General features: G+C 38.1%; 11 protein-coding genes and 1 riboswitch. Of the genes, 10 read left to right on the top strand and 1 reads right to left on the bottom strand.

The window, feature by feature from the left end:
* The first annotated feature begins 45 nt into the window (after positions 1–45).
* The 5 genes from AMS59_RS17005 (at position 46) to AMS59_RS16985 (ending at position 7448) form a co-directional block, all read left to right on the top strand.
* Entirely contained in the window at positions 46–1395 is a 1350-nt protein-coding gene (locus AMS59_RS17005) for an amino acid permease (RefSeq protein WP_053484922.1), read from the top strand.
* Positions 1396–1528: 133 nt separating this feature from the next.
* Complete coding sequence (trxA, locus tag AMS59_RS17000; RefSeq protein WP_004226420.1) at positions 1529–1840, top strand: thioredoxin; 312 nt, start codon at positions 1529–1531, stop codon at positions 1838–1840.
* A 422-nt stretch (positions 1841–2262) separates the two neighbouring features.
* Positions 2263–4053: an excinuclease ABC subunit UvrC gene (uvrC, locus tag AMS59_RS16995; protein WP_053484921.1), complete on the top strand. Its 1791-nt coding sequence runs from the start codon at positions 2263–2265 to the stop codon at positions 4051–4053.
* Between the two features lie 386 nt (positions 4054–4439).
* Positions 4440–4618: riboswitch (Lysine riboswitch) on the top strand.
* A 218-nt stretch (positions 4619–4836) separates the two neighbouring features.
* Positions 4837–6063, top strand: coding sequence for an aspartate kinase (locus tag AMS59_RS16990; protein WP_053484920.1), 1227 nt, complete (start codon positions 4837–4839; stop codon positions 6061–6063).
* A gap of 125 nt (positions 6064–6188) precedes the next feature.
* On the top strand, positions 6189–7448 hold the full coding sequence (locus AMS59_RS16985) for a methyl-accepting chemotaxis protein (protein WP_053484919.1): 1260 nt from the start codon (positions 6189–6191) through the stop codon (positions 7446–7448).
* Between the two features lie 155 nt (positions 7449–7603).
* Here AMS59_RS16985 and AMS59_RS16980 read toward each other — a convergent pair whose 3' ends face one another.
* Entirely contained in the window at positions 7604–8038 is a 435-nt protein-coding gene (locus tag AMS59_RS16980; RefSeq protein WP_053484918.1) for a YslB family protein, read from the bottom strand.
* A gap of 272 nt (positions 8039–8310) precedes the next feature.
* On the opposite strand from AMS59_RS16980, the gene AMS59_RS16975 reads away from it, so the two are divergent.
* The 5 genes from AMS59_RS16975 to AMS59_RS16955 all read left to right on the top strand — a co-directional run bounded on the left by AMS59_RS16975 (position 8311) and on the right by AMS59_RS16955 (position 12849).
* Positions 8311–8925 (top strand): succinate dehydrogenase cytochrome b558 subunit, encoded by a 615-nt coding sequence (locus AMS59_RS16975; protein ID WP_053484917.1) that lies wholly within the window; start codon positions 8311–8313, stop codon positions 8923–8925.
* Positions 8926–8991: 66 nt separating this feature from the next.
* Entirely contained in the window at positions 8992–10746 is a 1755-nt protein-coding gene (sdhA, locus tag AMS59_RS16970) for a succinate dehydrogenase flavoprotein subunit (protein WP_053484916.1), read from the top strand.
* A gap of 5 nt (positions 10747–10751) precedes the next feature.
* Positions 10752–11531 carry a succinate dehydrogenase iron-sulfur subunit gene (gene sdhB, locus AMS59_RS16965; protein ID WP_053484915.1) on the top strand — a complete coding sequence of 260 codons (780 nt, stop codon included), beginning with the start codon at positions 10752–10754 and terminating at the stop codon, positions 11529–11531.
* Between the two features lie 363 nt (positions 11532–11894).
* Positions 11895–12353, top strand: coding sequence for a thioesterase family protein (locus AMS59_RS16960; RefSeq protein WP_082337555.1), 459 nt, complete (start codon positions 11895–11897; stop codon positions 12351–12353).
* Between the two features lie 274 nt (positions 12354–12627).
* Positions 12628–12849: a LuxR C-terminal-related transcriptional regulator gene (locus AMS59_RS16955; protein ID WP_004226437.1), complete on the top strand. Its 222-nt coding sequence runs from the start codon at positions 12628–12630 to the stop codon at positions 12847–12849.
* Positions 12850–12877: the final 28 nt, after the last annotated feature.

Here is a 12877-nt window from a genome sequence, read left to right as displayed (position 1 = left end):
TAAACGAGCGCTTTAGCGCATTTGTTGATTTTAGGAGGTAAGGAAATGGAAAATGACAATCAGAAATTAAAGAGAACGATGACCTCAAGGCATATTACGATGATGGCTTTAGGTGGTGCCATTGGTGCAGGGTTATTTAAAGGAAGCAGTACAGCCATTGATATGGCAGGACCTTCAGTACTTATTGCGTACTTAATTGGTGGGATTATTCTATTATTTGTTATGCAAGGTTTAGCAGAAATGGCAGTCCGCAATAGCGAAGCGAGAACATTTAGAGATTTAGTGCAAGCTGTTTTAGGGAAGTATCCAGCTTATTTTCTAGATTGGATCTATTGGAAAATGTGGGTGTTAAATATTGCGGCGGAATCTATAGTTGCGGCAATTTTTATTCAATATTGGTTGCCGGATTATCCAATTTGGATACTTGCATTATCTGTTTCGGTGTTAGTTACAGCCATTAACTTGTTATCAGTGAAAGTTTTTGCTGAAACTGAATATTGGCTAGCATTAATTAAAATTACCGTTATTGTGGTGTTCATCATAGCCGGATTAATTTTATTGCTTGTTACTTTTGGTAATCATACAGCTGTTGGTTTTTCTAATTTAACGGAGCATGGTGGTTTCTTCCCGAACGGATCAATGGGATTGATTGCTGCAATGCTTGTAGTTATTTACTCTTATGGTGGTACTGAAATTATTGGTATTACATTAGCTGAAACGAAAAACCCAGAGAAAGTAGTGCCAAAAGCTGTTCGTAGTACATTAGTACGTATAGTAACTTTTTATTTAATTCCTTTCTTTATTATCGTTAGTTTGATTCCTTGGAATGAAGTGAACGGGGTGTCAGAAAGTCCGTTTGTGATGGTCTTTAAAATGATTGGTATTCCTGGTGCTGACCATATTATGAACGCTGTTGTTTTACTTGCTATTATTTCATCAATGAACTCAGGACTTTATGGTTCATCACGTGTTCTGTATACACAAGCTGTGGACGGACGTGTTCCTAAAATCTTTGCCCATTTATCAAAAAGAAAAGTTCCGGTATATGCCATATTAATGTGTACGTTAGCTTTATATATGGCTGTAATATTTTCTTTATTTGCGGGAAGCAAAACCTTTGATTTTCTAATGGGTTCACTTGGATATACCGTGTTATTTATTTGGCTAATTATTGCGGTTGCACATTTGAAATCGCGTAAAATACACCCGGAAAAAACAAGTGCTTATGCAGTTAAATGGTTCCCTTATACAACTTGGATCGCTATAATTGCGTTAAGTGCAATCCTTATTGGTATTATTTTTACAACATCTATTATCGTAACAGGTATTACATTAGCTATTTATCTCTTTATTACGTTAACTTATGTCTATAAAGGTCGGTTTCATGAAAATTAAGTGAAATGACAAATCAACTTAATGCCTTTTTCGACCTTATTTTTCATAAATTTTGCATACTAGGCAGATTGTTCGCTCAAGAGAATTTATCCATGCTATACTACAAACATAGTAAGTTTAAGGAGGATTTCAAATGGCAATTGTACATGCAACAGATGCAACTTTCCAAGATGATATTAAAGAAGGATTAGTACTAGTAGACTTCTGGGCTGCTTGGTGCGGACCTTGTAAAATGATTGGACCAGTTCTTGAAGAAATGGACGCTGCAGGTAGTGCAGCTAAAATTGTAAAAGTAGATGTAGATAACAACCAAGGTACTGCAGCGCAATACCAAATTATGTCTATCCCGTCATTACTATTATTCAAAGATGGTGAATTAGTAGACAAAACTGTTGGTTTCCAACCAAAAGAAGCGTTAGAAGCATTTATCGCAAAACATGCTTAACTTCTTTCAGCGAAGTCTCTCACCTCTATAGTTGGTGAGATGAATGCGAATTTAAGCTTCTTTTTAGGGGTGTCCAAACACCCGCTGAAATAGAGGAACTCAGTCTAAGAACGCCACGTCCTGTGGCAATGACTGAGTGACCAACTTCGTGTTGGCCTAAAGCCTCCGGCGGATGTCACAGAATCGGAAAGGAGTTCTTTGTGCAAGCACAAAGCCGATTCCGGACGCAATTATGCCGAGGCATAATTGATTCTGTAAGAAAAAAAGAGTCAAGCCATCAATATGATGTGCTTGGCTTTTTTTCGTTATATAATATAGAAAGAAGCAAAACGTTATCCTTAGAAATAGGAGACAATTTACGGTATGTATAGTTGTATTTAGGGGATGAACGCTGTATTAAGTAAAAGGGGGGCAGGTAGGCGATGAATGATTTAATTAAACGAAAGCTTGAAATTTTACCAGATCAGCCTGGCTGCTATTTGATGAAAGATCGACAAGGAACCATTATTTATGTCGGGAAAGCAAAAGTGCTGAAAAATCGAGTACGCTCGTATTTTACTGGTACGCATGAAGGGAAAACACAGAGACTTGTAAGCGAAATAGAAGACTTTGAGTACATTGTGACATCCTCCAATATTGAAGCTTTAATTTTAGAGCTTAATCTTATAAAACTACATGACCCGAAGTACAATATTATGCTGACGGATGATAAAACGTATCCATATCTAAAAATTACAAATGAAAAACACCCACGTCTTATTACAACACGAAAAGTGAAAAAAGATAAGGCAAAATATTTTGGTCCATACCCGAATGCGTATGCAGCAAGTGAGACGAAAAAGCTGCTAGATCGTTTATATCCTTTGCGAAAATGTGTACAACTCCCTACCAAGGTTTGTTTGTATTATCATATGGGACAATGTCTAGCCCCTTGTGTGAAGGATATTGAAGCTGAAATTTACCACGATATGATTGAGGATATGACAAAATTTTTAAATGGTGGGGTTGAGGAAGTGAAAAAGGAGCTAGAGGTAAAAATGCTAGCGGCCGCAGAAAATTTAGAGTTTGAGCGTGCAAAGGAATTTCGTGATCAAATTGCACATATCGATACAGTCATGCAAAAGCAAAAAATCGTCTCAAGTGATACAACGAACCGCGATGTATTTGGCTATGCAGTCGAGAAGGGCTGGATGTGTGTTCAAGTTTTCTTTGTTCGTCAAGGAAAGCTCATTGAGCGAGATGTCTCGATTTTCCCAATTTATCAAGAGGCAGAAGAGGAATTTTTAACGTTCGTTGGACGATTTTACGACAAGCTAGAGCACATCAAGCCTAAGGAGATTTTTATCCCACAATCTATTGATGCAGAAATTTTAACGGAATTACTAGAAGTTAAGGTACTGACACCAAAACGTGGGCAAAAAAAAGAGCTAGTTGAATTAGCGACAAAAAATGCAGAAATCGCTGTAGCAGCGAAGTTCCAACTTATTGAACGTCAGGAAGAACGCACTATAGGAGCATGTGAGGCGCTTGGTGAAGCTATGAGCATTTCTGCGCCTTTACGGATTGAAGCTTTCGACAATAGTCATATGCATGGGGCAGATGCGGTATCTGCAATGGTTGTATTTATCGATGGAAAACCCGCAAAGAAGGAGTATCGAAAGTACAAAACACGTACAGCCGCCAAGCACGATGATTACGGGGCGATGCAGGAAGTAATTCGTCGTCGATACACACGCGTATTAAAAGATGGTCTACCTTTACCGGATTTAGTACTAATAGATGGTGGGAAGGGACAAATGGAAGTCGCACGAGAAGTGTTAGAAGATGAGCTCGGCCTTGTCATTCCAATTGCCGGATTAGCAAAAGATGAAAAGCATAATACGTCACAGCTTCTATTTGGTGATCCACCTGAAGTCATTGCTTTAAAGCGCACAAGCGATGGATTCTACTTACTGCAACGAATTCAGGACGAAGTACACCGCTTTGCTATTACCTTCTTACGACAGCAGCACGAAAAGCATGCTATACAATCTGTTCTCGATCATATAGAAGGCATTGGTCCAAAGCGAAAACAGCAATTACTTAAGCATTTTGGCTCTGTTAAAAAAATTCGTGAGGCAAGTATGCAGGCATTACAAGAAGCTGGAATGCCTGCTAATCTAGCTAGCAATATTCATGCTTATTTTCATTCAGCGGAAGACTCCCACCTCTGAAGGTGGTGAGATAAATGAAGATGGAGTTTCTTTTCCAAATAGCTGTTGAAATAGAGGAACTCAGGCTAAGAACCCCAAGTTCTGTGGCAAATTATCTGTAGCGAAAGCAAAGCGACAGCAACAAATGTTTTCTGTGCGAAAGCAAAGCGACAGCAACAAATGTTTTCTGTGCGAAAGCGAAGCGACAGCTACAATTACGCCAAGGCGAAATTGATTTTCAACAAGATACATTGTCAAAGGATTAGACGTATGCTAAGGTTGTATATAACATTGCCTTTCAATATAGCAATGTTATATACCGTACCTTAGTTTTTCGGTAGTTTCTACTTATTAAATTTAAATTGGAAATTTCTTCACTAAGGTTTAATTAAATACTTTCACTATTTAGTGATGATAGAGGTGCAAGGTTCAAGAGTAGTATGTTCGAGGACGAACAAGTCCAGGGAAAATGTATGAAAGGGAAGCTTGCCGAAGTGGAGCATCGTTGTTTCCGATGCTGTGCTGGTTTTACATTTAAGAGATGTAAGACTGTCGATTCTAATCGTTTCGGAGAGCTATCACACATGCGCAAGTTACTTTTATTGTACATGTTATAGGCAGCTTTCACGTTATGTGAGAGCTGCCTTTTTTGCTTTCTAGAGACAATTTTTTAAGGTAGTTACTCTTACCTAAGAGGTGATGCCAACCGTATTATTTCAAGAGCGCTATTTGCTTTTAGCGTTACTTTGGTGAAGAGCCACAAAAGATCTGCGAAATGATTGAATACGAAGGAGAATGATAAAGATGGCGAGAATTGTGATGAAATTTGGTGGTGCTACATTAGCATCAACAGAGCACATTCAAAATGTTGCGAAAAAGGCGATTGCAGAAAAGGAAAGGGGTTTTGATGTTGTCGTTGTCACTACAGCTATGAGGGGTATGGCTAAAGAATTAGCAAAGATGGCCCGTGATCTATCAGACAACGCTTCTAAGCGTGAACTAGACGCACTATTTTCAACAAGCTCACAACTGACAAGTACATTAGTGGCAATTGCTTTACAGGAGGAAGGGTACGATGCAGTGTCATTAACAGGTTGGCAGGCAGGTATTGAAACCGATGCTATGTATAGCAATGCCCGTATTGATGAGATAAATGCTAGTCGAATAGAAGAGCATTTTGTACAGGGAAAAATCGTAGTCGTTGCTGGGGAACAGGGTATTGATAATTTACGGAATATTACGACGTTAGGTAAAGGTGGGGCGGAAACGTCTGCTATAGCTATTGCAGCAAAATTGAAGGCGGAGCGGGTAGATATTTACACGAATGTGGATGGAGTCTATACAGCTGATCCAAGTCATGTTGCTGGGGCACAAAAGTTAAAAGAAATTTCCTACGATGAAATGCTAGGGCTATCAAACTTAGGATCACAAATTTTACACCCACGAGCTTTAGAGTTAGCAAAGAAGTTTCAAATCCCAGTTATCATTCGGTCGAGCGAAATAGATACAGTAGGTACTTTATTGAAGGAGGAAGTTGAAATGGAGAAAAATTTAATTGTACGTGGTGTTGCCTATGAGTCAGACGTTATTCGCTTAACAGTTGGTTATGATGCTTATTCCAATGCTTCATTAGCAGATATGTTCACAATACTTGCAGAAAATCGCATAAACGTCGATATAATCGTACAAGCAATCATTGATGGCTTAAAGCCAACTGTATCATTTACCATTTTAAAAGAGGAGTTCGCTGAAGCATTACGTGTCCTAGAAGATAGTAAATTATCATTAGGGTTTAGTTTTGCTGATTTTGAAATCGGCTTAGCAAAAGTCTCTATTATTGGCTCAGGAATGGCATCTAATCCAGGGGTGGCTGCCCGAATGTTTGATCGTCTACGTCGTGAAGGTATCCCTGTGAAAATGGTCAGTACTTCTGAAATAAAAGTGTCTGTCGTTGTTCCTCAAGACGAAATGATTCGTGCAGCAAATGCATTACATGATGAATTTAACTTAGAACAGGCGCTTTACATATAATTTTGAAGAGGATGTGTCAGTAAAAGGCACATCTTTTTTTGTTTACATCAATTTAATACTTTATCCAATTTTATTGTTATATAATAAAAAGTGATATTTTTACCAATGGGAAGGCGGGAGTTTGTATGGTATTATTCGGTTTATTTCAAAAACCAATGGATAATAGCGTTGAGAGAGACAACGATTTAGAGATACAAATATTAAAAAAGCGAATTCTGGAATTGGAGCTTGAGCAGGAAAGCATTGATGTGAAAAATGCGATTTTAGACTTTGTACTAGCGCATATGGAGCTCATTAATTTTCAAACGGCTTTAAAGGTTCAAAATGTTTCAATGAGTGTAGGGGATATTTCAGCAATGAGTGAAGAAATGTCGTCAAATACAGAAGAGATGCTTGTGGTTGAGCAAAATGTTAATGCAAACATTCAAGAAATAAAACAGCATTCATTATTACTTGTAGAGGAAATGGAATCGTCCATTTCAAAAGGTGAAAAGGTTCAGGAGTTGTTGGCTAAAGGAGCTCATTCAACAGAGCAATTGAATGATGAAATGGCTAAGATGGATGATATCGGTAAAGGGGTAACCGGGATTGCCGATCAAACACAATTACTATCCTTAAATGCCTCTATTGAAGCCGCACGTGCTGGTGAACATGGAAAGGGCTTTAATGTTGTCGCGATGGAAGTAGGGAAGTTAGCCAACAGCTCGAAAGGTTCATTGCAAGAAATGACGAAGATTCAATCAGTCATTGATAAGAAATTATATAATACAATAACAAATATCAAACAAGTCGAACATTATTTAACTGATTTTTTAACTATCATGAAGGGCAATATTGCTAACCTGACTGTAACAAGTAAAAATATTGAAGAAGCAGCACAGGGCATTCATCAAATAACAGCTGCTTCAGAAGAAAATGTAATAGCAGTAGGTCGTTTAGCTGAAACAACGACAGAATTATCACATACTAGTGACTTCTCGAATATCATACAAAATCAAGTATCTGAAATGTTAAAAGCTATTGCACCGACAATTGGAAAGCCAACAGAGCAAACGGTAGTTAGCCAATTGGCAGCGAGGTTAATGGATCATGCTAGCTTTTTACGAAATGCTATTCAAAAAGCTGGCCATAAAGAAACTATAAAAACGCATCATCAATGTATGTTTGGAAAATGGTATTATGGACATTTTGAGGAATATCAGAATTTACCAGAATATCGTCATATAGAACAACCCCATGAATTAGTGCATTTGGCCGCACAAAAATTAGTGAATGAACTGTCAATTAGTAACTTAGAGGAAATGATTCAACACTCACTTAATATTTTGGAGGCATTTATTTCGTTAATAGATGTGCTCTTAAAAGAAAGACATGCACAACTATAAATATAAAAATGATTCGTGATCATAACGAGGGGTTGATTTTTGTTCCGTCAGGTTGCTTTCCTTGGGCATCTAGTCTTCACGCAATTAATCATATATATTTAGCATACATAAAAAGGATTGCCATCGATAAATTTCGGATGACAATCCTTTTCGGTTTATTCTGTAGGAACGGTGTTCATGATTCTTTCTTTGACGTCCCATCTTACTGTAAATGTAACATTCTGTTGCTTTTCATGTTTTTCATCATAGCATTCTGTTAAATAACCTTTAGTTTGCTGGATTTGTTCAGCTATAAATCCTGCTTCAAGTCTAAAGCTACGAAGACCGATTTGTAACAGTTCTGGATCATTTGTCAACTGAAATAGGCGCCCATCCTTCGATTCTTTCATAAGCTCTAAATTACCCCAACAGGCATCTGCGAAAAATGCGATAAGTTCGTCTTGGCTTTTACATGGGAACTTCCGAGCTAGATCTTTTCCTGCCCAGTAAAGGACATCATCTTCATGTTTACCAAGAATGGAAGATAAAATATAATCGCGAATTATCTCATAGCCAAATGCTGAGATTGTGGGAGATGAAGTGTTTAACATTGAAATCCTTCTTTCTTAGAATTTTCTTAAAATTTGACACTAATAAAGTAAAGATAGATTTTTCGAGAAAAAACGGCGCATCACGTACTAGATTGTTTCTTTAATAAGGGGTATGAAAAACTCCAAGTTACCTTGACGCTCGTAGCTCTTGAGAGTACAATAAACATGTCATAATATTGTACCATGATGAAATACACAGTCAATGAAGTATCAGTTACAAAATGATGACTTCTTTTGTTGTGCTATTTTAAGTACTAAGGGAGGTAACAGTCTTGTCGAAAGATCGAGAGTTTTTATGGCGTCGCTTACATTCTCTACTTGGTGTGATTCCAGTAGGTCTGTTTCTGATGTTCCACTTGTCAATGAACTTCACTGCTGTTGGTGGTGAACAAGCTTACAATAACGCAGTAGGTAAGATGGATTTAATTCCACACAATCTTCTGTTAGTAATTGAATGGGTAGTTATTTATATCCCATTACTGTTCCACGCATTCTATGGTGTCTTCATTGCATTCACTGCTTCACCAAACACAGGGCGTTTCAGTACATACCGTAACTGGATGTTCTCATTACAACGTTTCACTGGTGTATTCTTAGTGATTTTCATTGCATGGCATATTTTCGAAACGCGTATCCAAAAAGCGTTAGGTGCAGATGTTGAATTCAATATGATCGCAGATATCGTTTCTAATCCATTCATGCTTGGATTCTACATTGTTGGTATTATATCAGCAACTTTCCACTTATCTAACGGTTTATGGGCATTCCTAGTAAGCTGGGGTATTACACAATCTCCTCAGTCTCAAAAGATTGCTACTTATGTAACAAACATTATTTTCGTAATTCTAAGTGTAGTTGGTGTGGCTGCTATATTATCTTTCGTTTAATTTAATAGAAGCTACTATAGAGTACATGCAATCATTGCAATTTTTTAAGAGGAGTGAGAAATAATCATGGCGAAAAGCAAAATAATTGTTGTCGGCGGCGGTCTAGCTGGTCTGATGGCAACGATTAAAGCAGCTGAAGTTGGTACAGAAGTTGATTTATTCTCATTAGTTCCTGTAAAACGCTCACACTCTGTATGTGCGCAGGGCGGAATTAATGGTGCGGTAAATACAAAAGGTGAAGGGGATTCTCCTTGGATTCACTTTGATGATACAGTTTATGGTGGGGACTTCTTAGCGAACCAACCACCTGTTAAGGGTATGTGTGATGCAGCCCCTGGTATTATTCACTTAATGGACCGTATGGGTGTAATGTTCAACCGTACACCAGAAGGTCTTCTTGACTTCCGTCGTTTCGGTGGTACTTTAATGCACCGTACAGCTTTCTCTGGTGCAACAACTGGTCAGCAATTACTATACGCACTAGACGAGCAAGTTCGCTCTCACGAAGTAGCTGGTTTAGTGAACAAATATGAGCACTGGGAATTCCTTGGTGCAGTAGTCGATCCTGACGGCGTTTGTCGTGGTATCGTAGCGCAAGATATGCGTACAGAAGAAATCAAATCATTCCGTGCAGATGCTGTTATTATGGCGACTGGTGGCCCTGGTATTATCTTCGGTAAAACAACAAACTCTGTTATTAATACAGGTTCTGCTGCTTCTATCGTTTACCAACAAGGTGCCTCATACGCGAATGGTGAGTTCATCCAAATTCACCCAACAGCGATTCCTGGAGATGACAAAAACCGTCTAATGTCAGAGTCAGCTCGTGGTGAAGGTGGCCGTATTTGGACTTATAAAGACGGTAAACCTTGGTACTTCCTAGAAGAAAAGTATCCTGCATATGGTAACTTAGTACCACGTGATATTGCAACACGTGAAATTTTCGACGTTTGTGTAAACCAAAAACTTGGTATCAACGGCGAAAACATGGTATACCTAGATCTTTCTCATAAAGATCCACATGAATTAGATGTAAAACTAGGTGGTATTATTGAAATCTACGAAAAATTCGTAGGTGATGATCCACGTAAATTACCAATGAAAATTTTCCCAGCAGTTCACTACTCAATGGGTGGATTATGGGTTGACTACAACCAAATGACTGAAATTCCTGGTCTATTTGCAGCAGGTGAATGTGATTATTCTCAACATGGTGCAAACCGTCTTGGTGCGAACTCATTATTATCTGCTATCTATGGCGGTATGGTTGCTGGACCAAACGCAGTAAATTATGTTAAACATCTTAAAAAGCATGCTGAAGATCTTCCTCAAGAAATATTCGATGCTCGCGTTAAAGAAGAACAAGCTAAGTGGGATGCTGTCATGAAAATGGACGGCACAGAAAACGCTTACTTGCTTCATAAAGAGCTTGGTGAAATGATGACAGCTACTATGACAGTAGTACGTTACAACGACCAACTTCAAGATACATTGAATAAACTTGATGAATTCCAAAAACGTTGGGAAAACATTAACATCAACGATACTCAAAAATGGAGTAACCAAGGTGCTCACTTTACGCGTCAGTTGAAAAATATGATTTACCTAGCGAAAGTAATGACAAAAGGTGCATTACTACGTAACGAATCTCGCGGTGCTCACTATAAGCCAGATTTCCCGAACCGTGACGATGAGAACTTCTTAAAAACAACAATGGCGAAGTTTGACCCAACTACTGGTAACCCAATCATCACGTACCAAGAAGTCGACGTTTCATTAATTCCACCACGTAAACGTGATTACTCTGCGAAAGGAGACTAAGAATTATGAATATCGCAGCTAATACTGGAAGAATGGTCAAAGTTGAAATTTTACGTCAAGATACAAAAGGTGGCAATGGCTACTGGCAAAAATTCCAAGTGCCTTACCGTCATGGTATGAACGTAATTTCTATTTTAATGGAAATTCAAAAAAATCCTGTTACTGAAAATGGTGAAAACACTACTCCAGTAGCATGGGATATGAACTGTCTTGAAGAAGTTTGTGGTGCATGTTCAATGGTTATCAATGGCCGCCCACGTCAATCATGTTCAACTCTTGTTGACCAATTGACTGAGCCAATTAAACTTGAGCCTATGAAAACTTTCCCAGTTATTCGTGACTTACAAGTTGACCGTGAACGTATGTTCAATGCACTTAAAAAAGTTAAAGCATGGGTTCCAATCGATGGTACTTATGATTTAGGTGAAGGTCCACGTATGCCAGAAGGTAAACGTCAATGGGCTTATGAATTATCTAAATGTATGACTTGTGGTGTATGTATGGAAGCATGTCCAAACGTGTCTGAAAAAGCTTCATTCATCGGACCAGCACCATTATCACAAGTACGTCTATTCAACACTCACCCAACTGGTGCAATGATTAAAGACCAACGTTTAAATGCAATCATGGGTGATGGAGGCCTTGCAAACTGCGGTAACTCACAAAACTGTGTAGCTGCTTGTCCAAAAGGTATTCCTTTAACAACATCTATCGCATCATTAAACCGTGCAACTTCAGTGCAAATGTTCCGTAACTTCTTCGGTTCTGACCACTACGTTGACTAATAAATAGTACAAGCTTTACTCTCAAACTCCCTTACATTCAATGTGTGAGGGGGTTTTTTTATGTAGATATTAAATAATTTTGTAGATTAACTGCTTGTAAATGCCTGGATGTTTCCTATTATTTCGAGTTCTGAATAGGGTCATTTTCAAGAAAGAGTAAGATGATTCCAATACAGCATAAAAAATAGAACGGGGAATGTTTAGTTTTTCGAAAAAAGAGATATTGAATAAATCGAGAAAAAATCCGTATTTTCTATGATAATATAGTGTTTTCCTTTATAATGAATATAAATTCATTTATGACTTGCTAATTCCATCTGTTGTTTTGGGAAGAAGCGAATGATAATTAGGGGGATGGTTAAGGTGAAAGCAAATTATATCGGAGATTTTCAGGAATGGGCAAAAGATTTTGCATTTTTTATTGAGGTCCGTGTACGTTTTTCAGAAACGGATATGTATGGTCATATGAACAATACCGTTAGCTTTACATTTTTTGAACAGGCACGAATCGATTATTTCCGTCATTTAGGTGTTCTAATGCCATCAGCAATCGATGAAAATGTAGCCGAGATTCCGATTGTAGCCGACTTACAGTGTGATTACGTGAAGCAGGTTTTCTTTGATGATGTGCTAAGAATTTATGCGAAGATAGCGAAAGTAGGAAACTCATCAATGGATATTCATTACTTAGCGAAAAACCAACATGATGAGGTTTGCTTTACGGGGCGTGGTACGGTAGTGCAAATGGACCCTCGAACTGGGAAGAGCGTACCTCTATCTGAAGAGGCAAAAACTCAGTTAGCAAGCTTGGTGTTCCTATAATACTGGAAACGGATCCTAAAAGTTAATTGTCCGTAGAATAAAATAGTGAGGGTGTTATTTTTCAACATTATTGCGAAAAGCTTTCTCGGGGAAATAAGTATAAACAATGATTTCGACGGTTGAAATTGCACTTTTACATAAAATTCATTATTGTATGGAAGTAATTCCCGATTTTTTTTAAAGAAACACGAGATATTCATGAAAATAGCCGTCACCGCTCCTCATTCCTTAACATAAGTTACAATACGTGCGGGGGAGGAGGGTGTAACTGAAAATGAATGGCTCTCATCATCGTTCTCTTTTAACGAACCGAGAACGTGAAATATTTGCGCTTTTATTAGCTGAAAAAACAACGAGGGATATTGCAGAGCAACTTGGTATTAGTGAAAAAACAGTGCGAAATCACATTTCCAATACAATTCAAAAGTTAGGTGTAACGAATCGATCTCAGGCGTTAATTGAGCTGTTACGCTTAGAAGAATTCAAATTAGACTAAATGGATACTTGCTATTTCAGAAAAAAAA

This window comes from Lysinibacillus sp. FJAT-14745 (assembly GCF_001275675.1).
Classification (GTDB): Bacteria; Bacillota; Bacilli; order Bacillales_A; family Planococcaceae; genus Lysinibacillus.
The sequence above is the reverse complement of the archived record's forward strand: the minus strand, read 5'-3'. Positions and strand labels throughout refer to the sequence as shown.

Bases quoted from the DNA above. Each gene is read 5' to 3' on its own strand.
- AMS59_RS17005 (WP_053484922.1), top strand. From the start codon at position 46: ATGGAAAATGACAATCAGAAATTAAAGAGAACGATGACCTCAAGGCAT.
- trxA (WP_004226420.1), top strand. From the start codon at position 1,529: ATGGCAATTGTACATGCAACAGATGCAACTTTCCAAGATGATATTAAA.
- uvrC (WP_053484921.1), top strand. From the start codon at position 2,263: ATGAATGATTTAATTAAACGAAAGCTTGAAATTTTACCAGATCAGCCT.
- AMS59_RS16990 (WP_053484920.1), top strand. From the start codon at position 4,837: ATGGCGAGAATTGTGATGAAATTTGGTGGTGCTACATTAGCATCAACA.
- AMS59_RS16985 (WP_053484919.1), top strand. From the start codon at position 6,189: ATGGTATTATTCGGTTTATTTCAAAAACCAATGGATAATAGCGTTGAG.
- AMS59_RS16980 (WP_053484918.1), bottom strand. From the start codon at position 8,038: ATGTTAAACACTTCATCTCCCACAATCTCAGCATTTGGCTATGAGATA.
- sdhA (WP_053484916.1), top strand. From the start codon at position 8,992: ATGGCGAAAAGCAAAATAATTGTTGTCGGCGGCGGTCTAGCTGGTCTG.
- sdhB (WP_053484915.1), top strand. From the start codon at position 10,752: ATGAATATCGCAGCTAATACTGGAAGAATGGTCAAAGTTGAAATTTTA.
- AMS59_RS16955 (WP_004226437.1), top strand. From the start codon at position 12,628: ATGAATGGCTCTCATCATCGTTCTCTTTTAACGAACCGAGAACGTGAA.